The organism is Streptomyces sp. NBC_00440 (genome assembly GCF_036014215.1).
Taxonomy (GTDB): domain Bacteria; phylum Actinomycetota; class Actinomycetes; order Streptomycetales; family Streptomycetaceae; genus Streptomyces.
Map to the genome: position 1 here is coordinate 3,201,186 of NZ_CP107921.1, position 16,475 is coordinate 3,217,660.

Consider the following 16,475-nt stretch of genomic DNA (forward strand, 5'->3'; position numbering starts at 1 on the left):
ATGTGCGGCATCGGGATGGAAGAGGGAGGGTTGGCTTGTGTCCCCGCGCAGCGGCGAAAACCGGTGCGCGGGGTGCGTGCCCCGTTACGGTGCGGCGAGACCGGAGCCCGCGGCGTCGTCGTCGGCGACGCACGGCGACGCGTGCCGTCCCGGCCTTGAGATTCCCCCGTCACCCGCACTTCCGGTCTCACCCCACCATTGCACCGGGGGGCGCGGCCCGCATCTGGGTGGGGTTGCCGCGCCGGGCGGCATGCGCCGGCCCGTGGTGAAGGCGCCGCCGTTGACGTGGACCGGGAGGAATACGGCTTCTCAGCTCAACAGGCGTACCTCAGGACAGCCGGCGCGCACCCGCCGATGCCGTGGCCGTGAAGATCCGCGGCTCCGTGTGCCCGGCCGCGGCGAACGCCTCGGTCACCGCCTTGGCCACCGCCTCCGCGTGCACCTCCTCGACCAGCACGATCACCGAACCGCCGAACCCGCCGCCGGTCATCCGCGCACCCAGCGCGCCGCCCGCGTTCGCCGATGCCACCACCAGGTCCAGCTCGTCGCAGGAGACCAGCAGGTCGTCGCGGAGCGAGGCGTGGCCGTCGGTGAGGATCGGCCCGACGCCGCGTACGTCGCCCGCGTCGAGCAGCGCGACCGTACGCGCCACCCGGTGGTTGTCCGATACGACATGGCGGATGTAACCGCGCACCTTCGGATCGGAGAGCTTCGCCAGCGCGCCGGCCAGCTGCTCGTACGGCACGTCGCGCAGCGCGGGGACGCCCAGGATCCGGGCGCCCTCCTCGCAGCCCGCGCGCCGTTCCGCGTACGCGCCGTCGCCCAGGGCGTGCTTGACCCTGGTGTCCACGACGAGCAGCCGCAGCCCCTGCGCCGCCAGGTCGAAGGGGACCTGCCGGACCGAGTGGTCCCGGCAGTCGAGGTGCAGCGCGTGGCCCTCGGCGCAGCAGGCCGACGCCGTCTGGTCCATGACGCCGCAGGGCACTCCGACGAAGGCGTTCTCGGCGCGCTGCGCGATCAGCGCCAACTGGCCGCAGTCCAGGCCCAGTTCGTACAGGTCGTTGAGGGCGAGCGCGGTGACGACCTCCAGGGCTGCGGACGAGGAGAGTCCGGCGCCGGTGGGGACCGTGGAGCTGAGGTGGATGTCGGCGCCCGTCACCGGGTGGCCCGCCTCGCGCAGCGCCCAGACGATGCCCGCCGGGTAGGCCGCCCAGCTGGTGTTGGTGAGCGGTTCGAGTTCGTCGGTGCGGAGCTGGACGATGCCGCCCTCGATGTCCGCCGAGTACAGCCGCAGTACGCCGTCGGTGCGTCGGGAGACCTGGGCGACGGCGGTGTGCGGCAGGGCGAGCGGCATGACGAAGCCGTCGTTGAAGTCGGTGTACTCACCGATGAGGTTGACGCGGCCGGGCGCGGCCCAGGTGCCCTCGGGGGCACCGCCGTACAGCTCCTCGAAACTCATTCCTCAGCAACTCCCCTGGGGTCGGACAACACTGTCGGACAACACTGTCTGAGCGGATGTGCGGGTGTTCTGCGCGGTGTTCTGCGCGAAGGCCCAGGCGTCGGAGACGATCCCGGCCAGGTCGGAGCGCGAGGGGGTCCAGCCGAGCCGCTCGCGCGCGGTGTCGGCTGAGGCGACGAGCGCGGCCGGGTCGCCCGCGCGGCGGCCCGCTGCCTGCTCGGGGACGGGGTGGCCGGTGACCTTGCGTACGGTCTCGATGACCTCGCGGACCGAGAACCCGCTGCCGTTGCCGAGGTTGCAGATCAGGTGCTCGCCCGCGGTGGCCGCGTCCAGGGCGAGCAGGTGCGCCTCCGCGAGGTCGGCGACATGGATGTAGTCGCGGACGCAGGTGCCGTCCGGGGTGGGGTAGTCGTCGCCGTACACCGAGATGGCGTCCCGGCTGCCCTGGGCGACCTGGAGCACCAGCGGGATGAGGTGCGACTCGGGGTCGTGGCGCTCGCCGTACGTCTTGTAGGCGCCCGCGACGTTGAAGTACCGGAGGCTGGCCGCGGCCAGGCCGTGCGCCGCGCACTCACCGCTGATCATGTGGTCGACGGCGAGCTTGGTCGCGCCGTACGGGTTGGTCGGCGCGGTGGGGGCGCTCTCCCTGATCGGTACGGTGTCGGGCTCGCCGTAGGTCGCGGCCGTGGAGGAGAACACCAGGGTGCGGACGCCGGCGGACCGCATCGCGGCGAGCAGTGCGGTGGTGCCGCCGACGTTGTTCAGCCAGTACTTCTCGGGGTTGACGACCGACTCGCCGACCTGCGAGGACGCGGCGAAGTGCAGCACCCCGTCGTACGAGGAGTCGAGCCACCGGGCGGCGTCCTGGATGCGGCCCTCGATGAACGCGGCGCCCTCGGGGACGGACACCCGGAAGCCGGTGGAGAGGTCGTCGAGCACGGTCACCTCATGACCGGCCTCCAGGAGATGGGCGGCCACGACACTGCCGACGTATCCCGCGCCACCGGTGACCAGATACTTCTTGCTCACTTGCTCGCTACCTCTCGCAGTCGCTCGGCCGCGGTCTCCGGCGGCACGTCATTCACGAAGACGTTCATGCCCGACTCGGAACCCGCGAGGAACTTCAGCTTGCCCGAAGTGCGGCGAATGGTGAAAAGCTCAAGATGCAGGGCGAATTCGTCCCGGTTGATGCCGTATCCCTCCAGCTCACCGAAGGGCGCCTGGTGGATGGCGGAGATGTACGGCGTCGGAGGCTCACCCGCCCCTTCCTTCCCGCCGCCCGGCCCGTCGAAGATCCGGTCGAAGCGCCTCAACAGTTCCAGATACATCTGTGGAAACTCTGTGCGCGCCTCGTCGCCGAGGAAGCGCAGGTCGGGGACGCGCTGCTTCGGGTAGAGGTGCACCTCGTACGGCCAGTGCGCGGCGTACGGGACGAACGCGACCCAGTGTTCACCTTCCAGCACCACCCGGGAGCCGTCGGCCACTTCGCGTGCCACGGTCTCGTCGAAGAGGTTCCGGCCGCCGCTGCTCTCCTGGAACGCGTCGGCGGAGCGCAGCATCAGTGCGGTGCGCGGGGTGACGAAGGGGTAGCCGTAGATCTGGCCGTGCGGGTGACCGAGGGTCACGCCGATCTCGGCGCCGCGGTTCTCGAAGCAGAACACCTGCTTGACCGCAGGGAGTTCGGCAAGCTCCGCGGTCCTGTCGGTCCAGGCCTCCAGGACCAGGGCGGCCTGTTCGGGGGTGAGGTCGGCGAAGGAGGCGTCGTGGTCGGAGGTGAAGCAGACGACCTCGCAGCGGCCGGAGTCCCCGGCGAGCGAGGGGAAGCGGTTCTCGAAGACGGCGACGTCGTACTCCGAGTCCGGGATCTCGCTGAGCCGTCCGTCGCGCGAGGGGCAGAGCGGGCACTCGTCGGCCGGCGGGTGATAGGTGCGTTCCTGGCGGTGCGAGGAGACGGCGACCGCGTCGCCGAGCAGCGGGTCGGTGCGGATCTCGGACGCGGTGGCGACAGGGCCGAGGGGGCGCCGGTCCACGGCGTCGCGGACCACGTCGTCCCGGCCGTCGTAGTAGAGCAGCTCACGACCGTCGGCGAGACGGGTCGATGTCTTCTTCACTCTGGCGCTCCTCGCCCACTGCTACCTACCCAAACAGAACCGCACACAACAAACCACAAGTCAACAGAACAGTCAATGGAGCAGGAGCAAGCGCTTTCATCAGGACATACCAACCAGCCCGATCACAATCAAACAAAGAACACCAGCCAAGTGTTCATTTTTTGAACACGGGAGCGTAGGTTCCGCAGCGGAAAAGTTCTGGCAACGAAGCGAGTACTCATGCAATACCTGGCTGCCGGACTCCGGCTCCCCACGAACGGGCTCGACTACACGATTCTGGCGATCTACTTCATCGTGGTCCTGGGCATCGGATTCGCCGCCAGAGCGAGCGTGAAGACGAGCCTGGACTTCTTCCTGTCGGGCCGTTCACTGCCCGCCTGGGTCACCGGCCTGGCCTTTGTCGCCGCCAACCTCGGCGCCACCGAGATCCTCGGCATGGCGGCGACCGGCGCGCAGTACGGTGTGGCCGTCGTCCACTGGTACTGGATCGGCGCCATCCCCGCCATGGTCTTCCTCGGCCTGGTGATGATGCCCTTCTACTACAAGTCGAAGGTGCGCTCCGTACCGGAGTTCCTGCTGCACCGCTTCGACAAGTCGGCGCACCTGCTGAGCTCCATACTCTTCGCCTTCTCGGCGATCCTCATCGCGGGCGTGAACCTCTACGCCCTGTCGATCGTCGTGGAGGCGCTCCTGGGCTGGCCGCAGTGGGTCGCGATCGTCGTCGCCGGCCTCTTCGTCCTCGTCTACATCACCATCGGCGGGCTCTCGTCGGCGATCTACAACGAAGTGCTCCAGTTCTTCGTCATCCTCGCCGCGCTGATACCGCTCACCATCCTCGGCCTCAAGCGGGTCGGCGGCTGGGACGGCCTCTCCAACACCCTCACCAAGAGCCACGGCCATGACTTCATGACCGCCTGGGGCGGCACCTCGATCGGCCACGCGAACCCGCTCGGCGCGAACTGGCTGACGATCATCCTGGGCCTTGGCTTCGTGCTCTCCTTCGGCTACTGGACGACGAACTTCGCCGAGGTGCAGCGCGCTCTCTCCGCGAAGAACCTCTCGGCCGCCCAGCGCACCCCGCTGATCGCCGCCTTCCCGAAGATGTTCATCGTCTTCCTCGTGATGATCCCCGGCCTGGTCGCCGCCGTCATCGCCCCGAAGATCGGCACCCCCGGCTCGGACCTCACGTACAACGACGCGATCCCGCTGCTGATGCAGGAACTGCTGCCCAACGGTGTGCTCGGCATCGCGGTGACCGGTCTGCTGGCCGCCTTCATGGCCGGTATGGCCGCCAACGTCTCCTCGTTCAACACCGTCTTCACGACGGACATCTGGGCGCGGTACGTGAAGAAGGACAAGCCCGACGCGTACTACCTGCGCTTCGGACGGATGATCACCGCGGTCGGTGTGCTGGCCTCCATCGGCACGGCCTTCATCGCCGCCAGCTTCTCCAACATCATGAGCTACCTCCAGACGCTCTTCTCCTTCTTCAACGTCCCGCTGTTCGTGGTCTTCATCATCGGTATGTTCTGGAAGCGCGCCTCGATGAAGTCCGGTGTGTGGGGCCTGCTCGCCGGTACCAGCGCCGCGATGATCAACTACTTCTGGATCTACAAGCAGGGCATCATCGACATCCCGACCGACCAGGGCGCCAACTTCGTCTCGGCGATCGTCGGCTTCGTCGCCGGTGCGGTCGTCATGGTGCTCGTCACGCTCTTCACCGCACCCAAGCCGGTGGCCGAACTGGCCGGTCTGGTATACGGAACGGAGTCGCCGGACGCGCCGGAGGTGCCGGCCGAGGGCGACGACGCCTGGTACCGCAAGCCGGCCCTGCTCGGCTGGGGCGCGATCGTCCTCGCGGCCCTCTGCTACCTGCCCTACTCGCTCTGATCGGAGGCACCCACCATGTCTGAAATGCAGAACGAAGTCTCCGAACTGGAGCAGAAGTCCGCGACGGCGGCCCGCCTCTTCGACATCCGGCGCATCATCGGCGGACTGTTCGTGGTCTACGGGATCATCGTGACGATCGCCGGGTTCACCGCGTCCGACGCGGATCTGAAGAAGGCCCAGGGGATCAACATCAACCTCTGGACCGGGCTCGCGATGCTCGCACTCGGCCTGTTCTTCCTGGTCTGGCTGTGGCTGCGCCCGGTGGCGCCGCCCACACCGGATGCCACACCGGCCGAGCAGAAGACGCCGTAGGCCATGGGCCGTTGCGGGAGATTCCGCAACGGCCTTCCGAGGGGCCGGACTTCACTCCCGTGGGTCCGGCCCCTTCGGTATCCCGGTCAGTAGCCCCCGCGCCGCCGCGTGGTCGAGCAGCCCGGTGCGGGCCGCGAGCGCGGCCGCCTCAAGGCGGGAGCCGACGCCGAGCTTCACCAGGACCCGCTGCACATGCGTACGGGCGGTGCTCGGCGCGATACACATCCCGGCGGCGATCAGCCGGGTGTCCTCGCCCTCCGCGATCCGGGCCAGTACCTCGGCCTCGCGCGGGGTGAGCAGACCCAGCAGCCGCTGCCCCTCGTCGTCGGGCTGCGCCACCGGGTTGAGCAGCTCGGTGAAGACGGCCTGCAGCAGCTGCGGCGCGACCGCGGTCTCCCCCGCGCACGCCTGCGCCATGGCCCGCTCGACCCCCTCGATGCGCTCGTCGTGGCGTACGTAGCCGGCGGCGCCCGCGGCGAACGCGGCTGCGATACCGGGTGAGTTGGGCACAGGACCCAGCACCACCACGGCCACCTGCGGCCGTTCCCTCCTGATCCGCGCGACCGGGTCGAACACCCCTGGCTCGGCGGGCGCGGCCGTCCCGAACAGGCAGACGTCGGGCGCCCGGCTCACCACGAGGTCGGCCGCGCCCCCGGTGGGCGCGGCCGCCGCGAGCACCCGGTGCCCGCGGAGTCTCAGCGCCGAGGCGAGTGCCTCGGCGAGCAGTCGGTGGTCGTCGACCACCATCAACCGCACGCCCATGGAGCAGTCCCCCTGTTCCCCCGCCGGGAGCGGGCCCGGCTTTCCTGCCCCGGCAAGTTACACGCTTGTCCGGTGCCGCGCGCCCCGGACGGGCATAGTGCGAGGGTCTGTTGCCGCCGGAAGGCGCCCGGCGCACGACGATGGGGGCGCCGCCCGTCACCGGGTGGCGCCCCCATCGGGTGTCCGGGAAGAGCCCCGGGCCGCTGCGGTCAGCTGGTGCCGAACGCGATGGCCAGGTAGTGCTTCTCCGAGTCGGACGTGTAGTCGCTGAGTGTGTCGTCGGCCAGATAGAGCCGGCCGTCGGTGAACCGGATCTCCGCGCTGTCCGCCAGGAAGCTGGACTCGGCCCCGCGGACCGACTCCTGGCCCGGGTTGCTCATCAGCAGCGTCTGCTTGAGGGTGGAGCCGTTGATCGAGACGACCTGGCCGCCCTTGTTGTACGGACCCGTCTTGTACGCGATGACGTTGGAGCCGTCCATCCGTACGGGGTAGGCCGAGTAGCCGGCGCCCGCGTCCGCACGCCCCGGGACCGGCTTGCCGGTGGCCAGGTCGAAGGCGACGATCTCGTTGGTCTGGCCGATCGCGTCGCCGACGCCGTCGTGCTGCTCCGTCGGCACGTACAGCCGGTCGTCGCCGACGACCAGGTCGTTGCACTGCTCGACCGTGGTGCTGTCGCACTTGCCGGCGTACTTGTCCGCGTCGGCCGGGATCCGGGCGCGCAGCTTGCCGGTCTTCGCGTCGATGGAGAAGTAGTCCGAGATGCCGCTGCCGTCGCCCGCGGTGTCACCGACGTCGGCGGCCACGACCAGGGGGTCGGTGGAGACGATGTGGGCGTACTCGACACCCGACGGCATCTTGTACGAGGAGATCGGCGCGCCTGTCTTCGGGTTCAGGTTCTGAACGCTGACCTGCGGGCTGTCGTAGTCGCCGCACTTGCGGACGGCGACCAGGGTGGTGGCGCCGCCGCCGTATCCGGCGTCCTCGCACTGGTCGGTGCTGACCTTGGGCAGCCAGCGCACCTCGCCCTTCTCCAGGCCCCAGGCGGCGCCGCCGTTGGTGCTGCCGGTGGCGACGGTGTCGCCGCCGAGGGTGACCTCGTCGACGCTGACCTTGCCGTCGCCGTCCTTGTACGACTTCTGCCAGAGGAGCTTGCCGCTGTCGAGGTCGAGCGCGGCGACCTCCGAGCAGCCCCAGAACTGCTTGGCCTTCGTCGGCACCTTCGGCTGGAAGGCGATGGCCGTCTTGTCGTCCTTGCTGACGTGGCTCGTCGCGGCGCAGAGCGGGCCCGGCAGCGGAAGCTTCCAGACCTGGCTTCCCGTGACCGCGTCATAGCCGTAGACCGCGTTGACGCCGGACTTCACGTACAGCTTGTCGGTGGTCCAGGAGCCGTTGACGCCGGTGACGTCGCTGACCTTCGGGGCCGGCATCTGGAAGAGCACCTTGGAGTTGGTGTTCGCTGGCACCTTCTCCTTGCCGCCCGCGCCCTTGGCGGTGTCCGTGCCGTTCTTGTCGCCGCCGCCCGTCGGGCCCGCGCTCGACACGTTGGGCTCCTTGTCGCCCTTGCTGGACGAGTAGACGAAGCCCGCACCGACGATCAGCACGATCGCGACGACCGCGGCCGTGATGATCTTCGCGTCGATGCCGAACTTCCCGCCGCCCGCGCCGCCTCCCAGGCTGCCGCGCTGCGGCGGCATGGGCTGCGTCGCGTACTGCTGCTGCGCCGGTACGCCGGGCTGCTGCTGTTGCGGGAAGCCGTACGCGGGGCCGCCGGGCTGCTGCTGCGGATAGCCGTAGCCGGGCTGGGCGGGCTGCTGCGGATGCGGGTAGCCGTACACCGGGCCACCCTGCGGCGGACCGGCCTGCGGCGGACCGGCGGGCGGGCCAGCGGGCGGCGGGGACTGCGGTGCCGGCGGCATCTGCGGTGCCTGGGGCGGCATCTGCGGCGGGACCGAAGGGGCGCTGCCGGGCGGGGTGTTGGGGGGCGGGGTGTTGCCGGGCGGGTTGTTGGGGGGCGGGGTCGGGGCGCCGTATCCGCCTGCCGGGGACTGCTTGGACGCGCCGTACCCTCCCTGCGGCGGTCCGTTGGGAGGCTGAGGCGGCTGTGGTGGCTGTGGCGGCTGAGTCATCGTTATGCCTTCGCTGAGGGGGAGTTGGGGATCCGGGGACAGCTCACTTGCCGAAGACCAGCATCGTCTTCTCGGTGGTGTCGCCCTTCTTGCCCCTGACCTGGCCCGACATCAGGAAGAACCGGCCGTCCCGGTAGTCGACCAGCTTCGAGAAGAAGGAGTTCTCGATGGTGGACGTCGACTCCGGGTTCTGGAGGAGCACACTCGCCTTGCCGCCCGTCGACGGGATGCTGACGACCGCGCCGCCCCCGTCGTACGAGGGCTCCTTGTACGCGATGAGGTTGGAGCCGTCCATCCGCAGCGGCAGCATCGTACGGTCGCTGCCCGAGGGGACCCGCCACTTCTCCTTGCCGGTGTTCAGGTCGAACGCGACCACGTCGTTCGCGCCGCTCTTCACCTCGGTCGGCAGATACAGCGTGTTGGCGTCGGCCGCCGTGCCAACACAGCCCTGGAGGTCACGGTCGATGATCGACAGACCGCACTCGGGCTGGAAGCTGTCCTTCGTGGTCAGCTGGGAGCGCCGGGTTCCGTTGCTCTTGAGGACGGAGATGTTCCAGGACTTCTTCTTCTCGTTGGTCGAGTAGATGACCAGCGGGTCGAGCGAGTAGACCTTCTTGACCTGCCAGCCCGCGGGGAGCGGGAACGTCCACTTGGACTTGCCGGTCGACGGGTCGAGCTCCTGCACCTGCTCGGTCGCGTCCGGCTGGCTGTTCTTGGTGCACGACTCGACCGCGATCAGCTTGGCGCCGCCCGCGAACGCGTCGGGCTGGCACGCGCCCTGCATGCTCCCGAAGATCTTGTGCCCGTCGCTGACCGAGAAGGCGCTGGAGGGCCCCATCCGGCTGGCGGTCACGGTGTCGCCCGCGATCGTCAGCTCCAGGGAGCTCATGATGTCGAAGGCGCCCTCCTTCGGGATGGGCTTCTTCCAGCCGGGCTTGCCCGTCTTCAGGTTGATGACCTGCATCTGGTTGCAGTCGGCCCTGTCGGTGTCGTTGCTCTTGTACGCGATGACGATCTTGCCGTCGGGAGTGGTCTGGCGGGGCGCCGCGCAGATCGCGTGCGGCGTCGGCACGCTCCACTTCTCCTTGCCGTCGTTCACCCCGTACGCGGTGACCTTCTTGTACATCGCGCGGACGACGACATCGCCGGAGAACCACATGCCGTAGTTCTGGGCGCCGTCCTGCGGCAGCGCGACGTCGTTGGTCTGGAGCCAGAGGACCTTGTCCTCGCCGGGCTTGCGTCCGGCGTTGAGGTTGTCGTCGCTGGAGCGCCCGTCGCCGTTTCCGTCGCCCTGGTCGACGCTCGGGGACACGGACGGCTTGCCGTCGGTGTTCTTGCTGTCGCTCGCGACCGGCTTCTTGTCGCCGCCGTCACCACCGCCGACGGCGAAGAAGACACCGGCACCGACGACGAGCAGTGCCGCGACGGCCGCGCCGATGATGACGCCGGGCTTGCCCTTGAAGGGGTTCTTGCCCCCGCCCTGCGGCGGGACCGGCGCACCCGGGTACTGCTGCTGCGGGTAGCCGTAGGGGCCCTGCTGCTGGCCGTACGGGCCCTGCGGCGGCTGCTGTCCGTACGGACCGGGCTGCTGGGGCTGGCCGTACGGTCCGGGCTGCTGCGGCTGCTGGCCGTACGGGCCGGGCTGCTGCGGCTGGCCGTAAGGGCCGGACTGCGGCTGCTGGGGGGCCTGCTGGGGATATCCGTAACCGGGCTGCGGCCCGGACGGCGGTCCCTGCGGCTGGCCCTGCGGCGGTGTGGACGGCTGCCCCGGCGGCGCCTGGGGCGGCGGCGGCATCTGCGGCGGCTGGGCGGGCGGCGGCGGAGCGCCGAAACCACCCGGTGGAGGGTCCTGCGGGGCCCCGAAACCGCCCTGCGGCGGCTGCTGGTCGGGCGGCTGAGTCATCAGCACATACCTCTTTACGCGGGGTCCACTGCCCGACCGGCCTCCCCCGCAATTCCGGCAGCCATGGCCGTCGGAATGGAGCGAATCGGGTGTGGATCCCACACATCAACGTCAGTCGAGCGGGAGTTCTTTCTATCACCCGAAGAACGGCGTGAGAGGGCCCGGTCCGCCCCTGTGCCCAAGGGAGAACCGGGCTGTAATGCCTCCGTTACGCGGCCCGCGCGGCGGACCTACGCGTCTTCGGCGAGCTCCAGCCAGCGCATCTCCAACTCTTCGCGCTGACCGGCCAGTTCCCTCAGCTCGGCGTCCAGTTCGGCCACTTTCCCGAAGTCTGTGGCGTTCTCGGTGATCTGTGCGTGCAGCTTGCTCTCCCGGTCGGAGAACTTGTCCAGCTGCCGCTCGATCTTCTGGAGTTCCTTCTTCGCGGCGCGGCCGTCCTTGGCGGACACCGCACCGGGGGCCTCCTTGGCCACGGCCTGCACGGCGGCCGGGGTCTGGGCGTCGACCACCTTCCGGCGGCGCTCCAGATACTCGTCGACACCGCGCGGCAGCATCCGCAGGCTCGCGTCGCCGAGCAGTGCGAAGACGCGGTCCGTGGTGCGTTCGATGAAGAACCGGTCGTGCGAGATCACGATCATCGAGCCCGGCCAGCCGTCGAGGAGGTCCTCCAGCTGGGTCAGGGTCTCGATGTCCAGGTCGTTCGTCGGTTCGTCGAGGAACAGGACGTTGGGCTCGTCCATCAGCAGCCGCAGAATCTGCAGGCGCCGCCGCTCACCGCCGGACAGGTCGCCGACCGGCGTCCACTGCTTCTCCTTGGAGAAACCGAACTGCTCGCAGAGCTGACCCGCGGTCATCTCGCGGCCCTTGCCGAGGTCGACCCGGTCCCGTACCTGCTGCACCGCCTCAAGCACCCGCAGGGTGGGCTTGAGTTCGGCGACCTCCTGCGAGAGGTAGGCGAGCTTGACGGTCTTCCCGACGACGACCTTCCCGGCGGCGGGCTGGGCGTCGCCCTGGGTACGGGCCGCCTCCGCCAGCGCCCGCAGCAGCGAGGTCTTGCCCGCGCCGTTGACCCCGACCAGGCCGATCCGGTCGCCGGGACCGAGCTGCCAGGTCAGGTGCTGGAGCAGCAGCTTGTCGCCGGCCCGGACGGTGACGTCCTCCAGCTCGAAGACGGTCTTGCCGAGCCGTGCGTTGGCGAACTTCATCAGCTCGGAGGTGTCGCGCGGCGGCGGCACGTCGGCGATCAGTTCGTTGGCGGCCTCGATGCGGTAGCGGGGCTTGGACGTACGGGCGGGGGCGCCGCGCCGCAGCCAGGCCAGCTCCTTGCGCATCAGGTTCTGCCGCTTGGACTCCTCGGTGGCCGCGATGCGTTCGCGCTCGGCGCGCGCGAAGACGTAGTCGCTGTAGCCGCCCTCGTACTCGTGGACCGCGCCGCGCTGGACGTCCCACATCCGGGTGCACACCTGGTCCAGGAACCAGCGGTCGTGGGTGACGACGACGAGCGCGGAGCGGCGGGCGCGGAGGTGTCCCGCGAGCCAGGAGATGCCCTCGACGTCGAGGTGGTTGGTGGGCTCGTCGAGCACGATCAGGTCCTGCTCGGCGATGAGCAGCTTCGCCAGCGCGATCCGGCGGCGCTCACCGCCGGAGAGCGGGGCGATGACGGTGTCCAGGCCCTGGGCGAATCCGGGCAGGTCGAGCCCGCCGAACAGGCCGGTCAGCACGTCCCTGATCTTGGCGTTGCCCGCCCACTCGTGGTCGGCGAGGTCACCGATGACCTCGTGCCGGACGGTGGCCTGCGGATCGAGGGAGTCGTGCTGGGTGAGGACACCGCTGCGCAGGCCGCCGTTGTGGGTGACCCGCCCGCTGTCGGGCTCCTCAAGACGGGCGAGCATCCGGATGAGGGTCGTCTTGCCGTCTCCGTTGCGGCCGACGACGCCGATACGGTCGCCCTCGGAGACGCCGAGTGAGACACCGTCCAGCAGGGCACGGGTGCCGTAGACCTTGCTGACGGCCTCGACATTGACGAGGTTGACGGCCATTGACGCTCCTGGGACGGGGGTAGATCGATCTCCCAGGGTACGGCGCCGCGGGCGGGCTCTTTGCGACACCTCCTCGTCCCCGGGCCGGGCACGATCCGGTCGTGCTGGTGGCCCTGGTCGAGTACGAGTCGCTGGAGAGCACCGGCTGATCTACAAGGTGGTCGACGACGAGGTCAGGATCGGCGCCTGCCGCTACGACTACGGGCGCTGACCGGCCTCTTCAGATCGGGAGCCAGGGCGGTTTCCGGTCGCTTCCGCCCCCCCCTGTCGCTTCCATCCCCCTCTGTCGCTTCCGTCCCCCTGTGGAGCCGGTTCCGGGCGGCTCAGAGGACCGTCGCCCCCGCCACCCCCGACGCCGCGACCCGCGCCGACCTGCACGTTCCCGACTCCAGGAGCTCCGCCGCGATCCGCTCCGCCGCGTCCGCGTCCTTCGCCAGGAACGCCGTCGTCGGGCCGGAGCCGGAGACCAGTGCGGCCAGTGCGCCGGCCGCCGTACCCGCTGCGAGTGTGTCCGCCAGGGACGGGCGCAGGGAGAGCGCCGCCGGCTGGAGGTCGTTGGCCAGGGCGCCCGCCAGGGCCACCGTGTCGCCGGTGCGCAGCGCGTCGATCAGCGCCGGTGACGCCTGCGGCGGGTCGGCGTCCGGGGTGAGGCGGTCGAACTCGCGGAAGACCGTCGGGGTGGAGAGCCCTCCGTCGGCCATCGCGAACACCCAGTGGAACGCGCCACCCACCTCCAGGGGCGTCAGCCGCTCGCCCCGGCCGGTGCCGAGCGCCGCTCCGCCGACCAGACTGAAGGGCACATCACTGCCCAACTCGGCGCACATGCCGAGGAGTTCGTCGCGCGAGGCGCCCGTGGACCAGAGCGCGTCACAGGCCAGCAGGGCGCCCGCGCCGTCCGCGCTGCCGCCCGCCATGCCGCCCGCGACGGGGATGTCCTTGTCGATGTGAATGTGCACACGGGGCTCGATACCGCGCCGGGCCGCGAGCACTTCGGCCGCCCGCGCCGCCAGGTTCGTACGGTCCAGCGGGACCAGGTCGGCGCCGGGGCCGGTGCAGGTGATGCGCAAGGTGTCGGCCGGGGCGACGGTGACCTCGTCGTAGAGCGACACCGCGAGGAAGACATTGGCCAGATCGTGGAAGCCGTCGGGGCGCGCACCGCCCACCGCGAGCTGGACGTTGACCTTGGCGGGGACGCGGACGGTGACGCCCGCGGTACTTCCCGTACTGCTGTGGCCCGTACCTTCGTGGACCGTACCTTCGTGGACCGTCATGCCGTGCCCTCCGCGGCCGGCTTGTCCTGCGCGGCCGGCTTGCCCTGCGCGGCCGGCTTGCCCTCCGCGATCCGGGCGAACTCCTCCACCGTCAGCGACTCCCCGCGCGCCTGCGGCGAGATCCCGGCGGCGACCAGCGCGGCCTCGGCCGCCGGCGCCGACCCCGCCCAGCCGGCCAGCGCGGCACGGAGGGTCTTGCGGCGCTGTGCGAACGCCGCGTCGACGACCGCGAAGACCTCTTCCTTGGTGGCCGTGGTCGCGACCGGTTCGGTGCGCCGGACCATCGACACCAGGCCCGAGTCGACGTTCGGTGCGGGCCAGAACACATTGCGGCCGATGGATCCGGCCCGCTTGACTTGCGCGTACCAGTTGGCCTTGACCGAGGGCACCCCGTACACCTTGCTGCCGGGTTCGGCCGCGAGCCGGTCGGCGACCTCCGCCTGGACCATCACCAGCGTCCGCTCGATCGAGGGGAACCGGGCCAGCATCGTCAGCAGGACCGGGACCGCCACGTTGTACGGGAGGTTCGCGACCAGCGCCGTGGGCGGCGGGCCGGGGAGTTCGGTGACCTGCATCGCGTCGGAGTGGACGAGCGTGAAGCGGTCGGCGCGGGCGGGCAGCCTGGCCTCGACCGTCGCGGGCAGCGCACCCGCCAGCACGTCGTCGATCTCGACGGCGACCAGCCGGTCGGCCGCTTCGAGGAGCGCCAGGGTCAGCGAACCGAGGCCGGGTCCGACCTCCACGACCACGTCGTCCCTGGTCACCTCGGCGGTCCGGACAATCCTGCGCACGGTGTTGGCGTCGATGACGAAGTTCTGGCCGCGCTGCTTGGTCGGGCGTACGCCGAGCGCGGTGGCCAGTTCACGGATGTCGGCGGGGCCCAGCAGGGCGTCGGAGACTTCGGAGGCCGCGGGTTCGGATACCTCGGGTTCAGTGCTGCTCACCCGTCAAGCCTACGGCCGTGCGGAGGGCCCGGGGCGCGCGCTGGGCGCGCACCCCGTTCGCACCCCACTCGCACCCGCGCGCGCCGGTCTCACACGGTGTCGCCGTCCAGGCCGAACGCCCGGACCGTGTTGGCCATGATCGCGGCGGCCAGTTCGTCCTCGCCGATGTTCCGTACCGCCGCCATTGCCCGGACCGTCACCGGAATGAGATACGGCGCATTCGGCCTTCCCCGATAGGGGGCGGGGGTAAGAAAAGGTGCGTCCGTTTCCACAAGGACGAGTTCCAGCGGGGCGACGGCGAGTGCGTCACGCAGCGGCTGGGCGTTCTTGAAGGTCATGTTTCCCGCGAAGGACATGAAATAGCCCCGGTCCGCGCAGACTTCGGCCATTTCGGCATCACCGGAATAGCAGTGGAATACGGTGCGGTCCGGAGCCCCTTCCTCCGCCAGAATGCGGAGTACGTCGGCATGGGCCTCGCGGTCGTGAATAACCAGCGCCTTGCCGTGCCTTTTCGCCATCTCGATGTGCGCCCGGAACGAGCGTTCCTGGGCAGCCACGCCATCCGGTCCCGTACGGAAGTGGTCGAGGCCGGTCTCACCGACGGCCCGCACCTGCGGGAGCCCGGCCAGCCGGTCGATCTCGCCGAGCGCATCGTCGAGGGCGCTGTCGCCGCCGGCGGCGCGCGCCCCCTGCGGCGACCGGTTTCCCTCAGGATCGCCGAGCACGATGCGGGGCGCTTCGTTCGGGTGCAGGGCGACCGCCGCGTGCACGTTCTCGTACGCGGCGGCCGTCTCGGCCGCCCAGCGGGATCCCTTCAGGTCGCATCCCACCTGGATCACCGTGGTCACTCCGACCGACGAGGCCCTGGCCAGGGCCTCGTCCACGGTGGTGTCCTGCATGTCCAGATGGGTGTGCGAGTCGGCCACCGGCACGGCGAGCGGTGCGGGCAGCGGCGGGGCGGTGTCCTTGCTCATGGGCCCGATCCTATGGGGGCACCTCCCAGCCCACCGGGGCTGGGGGAGGGCCGCCGCGCGCGGGACCGAGCCGCGGTGGCAGCGGCCTACTCGCCGCGATGGAAGGGGTGCAGCAGGTCCCGGAGCTGCCAGTGGTGGCGCTCGCCGGGTGCGGGGGTCGCCCCGCCCACGGTCGCGGCGGCCGCCGCGGACCCGGCCCCCCGGTGTGCGGTGCCCCGGTCAGCCCCGGACGTGACGGCTCCGGCCGGCACGGACGTGACGCTGTCCGAGTAATGGAGCAGATTCTGTACCGATGAGACCCGACCGGACCTCATGATGCGTACGACGTGGCCGCCGCAGTTCATACAGTTCGGATCGGAAAGGGGCGAGGGCACACGCTCTCCGTCGGCCCGGTATACAACAAAGGCCTCACCGGAAGCGCCGACGTGGTGCTCAATATCGTACGACTGCTCCCAGCCATGGCCACACCGCATACAGGCGAAGGAATACGCCTCATGGGCGGTGCTTTCAACTATCTCACTCATGCCAGCTCCTCTTGTCCGACGGACAAGCCTTCCGTGGGGCGATTCCGTCCCACTTCCCAGTGGACGCCTCCGGCTCCCGGAATGCATCAGGTGCTGCCTACTATTGGACCGGTTTTGGCCTGCTCGTGGCCAAAGGGCCCGTGATCACGTTGCCCGCTTT

At 70.0% G+C, this 16,475-nt stretch carries 13 protein-coding genes; 2 read left to right on the forward strand and 11 right to left on the reverse strand.

The annotated features are described in order from the left end of the window. Positions 1–328: 328 nt before the first annotated feature. From galK to galT, 3 genes are read right to left on the reverse strand one after another with little or no spacing between them, the layout of a single operon-like run. Positions 329–1,459: a galactokinase gene (gene galK / locus OHB13_RS14245; RefSeq protein WP_328377339.1), complete on the reverse strand. Its 1,131-nt coding sequence runs from the start codon at positions 1,457–1,459 to the stop codon at positions 329–331. A gap of 3 nt (positions 1,460–1,462) precedes the next feature. Beyond that, positions 1,463–2,488, reverse strand: coding sequence for a UDP-glucose 4-epimerase GalE (galE, locus tag OHB13_RS14250; protein ID WP_328377340.1), 1,026 nt, complete (start codon positions 2,486–2,488; stop codon positions 1,463–1,465). After that, positions 2,485–3,570 (reverse strand): galactose-1-phosphate uridylyltransferase, encoded by a 1,086-nt coding sequence (gene galT / locus OHB13_RS14255; protein WP_328377341.1) that lies wholly within the window; start codon positions 3,568–3,570, stop codon positions 2,485–2,487. Before galT ends, galE begins: the two co-directional genes overlap by 4 nt. A gap of 219 nt (positions 3,571–3,789) precedes the next feature. On the opposite strand from galT, the gene OHB13_RS14260 reads away from it, so the two are divergent. Both OHB13_RS14260 and OHB13_RS14265 read left to right on the forward strand, forming a co-directional pair. Beyond that, the gene (locus OHB13_RS14260) at positions 3,790–5,460 is read left to right on the forward strand and encodes a sodium:solute symporter family protein (RefSeq protein ID WP_266856152.1); all 1,671 of its coding nucleotides are present in this window, start codon (positions 3,790–3,792) and stop codon (positions 5,458–5,460) included. A 15-nt stretch (positions 5,461–5,475) separates the two neighbouring features. Continuing rightward, positions 5,476–5,772, forward strand: coding sequence for a hypothetical protein (locus OHB13_RS14265; RefSeq protein ID WP_266856151.1), 297 nt, complete (start codon positions 5,476–5,478; stop codon positions 5,770–5,772). 51 nt (positions 5,773–5,823) lie between these two features. Here OHB13_RS14265 and OHB13_RS14270 read toward each other — a convergent pair whose 3' ends face one another. From OHB13_RS14270 to OHB13_RS14305, 8 genes are all read right to left on the reverse strand, one after another. Next, on the reverse strand, positions 5,824–6,534 hold the full coding sequence (locus OHB13_RS14270; protein WP_328377342.1) for a response regulator transcription factor: 711 nt from the start codon (positions 6,532–6,534) through the stop codon (positions 5,824–5,826). A 209-nt stretch (positions 6,535–6,743) separates the two neighbouring features. Then, the gene (locus OHB13_RS14275) at positions 6,744–8,660 is read right to left on the reverse strand and encodes an outer membrane protein assembly factor BamB family protein (RefSeq protein WP_328377343.1); all 1,917 of its coding nucleotides are present in this window, start codon (positions 8,658–8,660) and stop codon (positions 6,744–6,746) included. Between the two features lie 43 nt (positions 8,661–8,703). Continuing rightward, positions 8,704–10,563, reverse strand: a complete 1,860-nt coding sequence (locus tag OHB13_RS14280; protein WP_328377344.1) for an outer membrane protein assembly factor BamB family protein — start codon at positions 10,561–10,563, stop codon at positions 8,704–8,706. Between the two features lie 230 nt (positions 10,564–10,793). Further along, positions 10,794–12,602 carry an ABC-F family ATP-binding cassette domain-containing protein gene (locus OHB13_RS14285; protein ID WP_328377345.1) on the reverse strand — a complete coding sequence of 603 codons (1,809 nt, stop codon included), beginning with the start codon at positions 12,600–12,602 and terminating at the stop codon, positions 10,794–10,796. A gap of 323 nt (positions 12,603–12,925) precedes the next feature. Beyond that, positions 12,926–13,873 carry a 4-(cytidine 5'-diphospho)-2-C-methyl-D-erythritol kinase gene (locus OHB13_RS14290; RefSeq protein ID WP_328377346.1) on the reverse strand — a complete coding sequence of 316 codons (948 nt, stop codon included), beginning with the start codon at positions 13,871–13,873 and terminating at the stop codon, positions 12,926–12,928. Next, complete coding sequence (gene rsmA / locus OHB13_RS14295; protein WP_328377347.1) at positions 13,870–14,817, reverse strand: 16S rRNA (adenine(1518)-N(6)/adenine(1519)-N(6))-dimethyltransferase RsmA; 948 nt, start codon at positions 14,815–14,817, stop codon at positions 13,870–13,872. The genes OHB13_RS14290 and rsmA overlap by 4 nt, the downstream gene beginning before the upstream one ends. Before the next feature lie 89 nt (positions 14,818–14,906). After that, complete coding sequence (locus OHB13_RS14300) at positions 14,907–15,791, reverse strand: TatD family hydrolase (protein WP_328377348.1); 885 nt, start codon at positions 15,789–15,791, stop codon at positions 14,907–14,909. 86 nt (positions 15,792–15,877) lie between these two features. Continuing rightward, complete coding sequence (locus OHB13_RS14305; RefSeq protein WP_328377349.1) at positions 15,878–16,315, reverse strand: hypothetical protein; 438 nt, start codon at positions 16,313–16,315, stop codon at positions 15,878–15,880. Between the last annotated feature and the right edge of the window lie 160 nt (positions 16,316–16,475).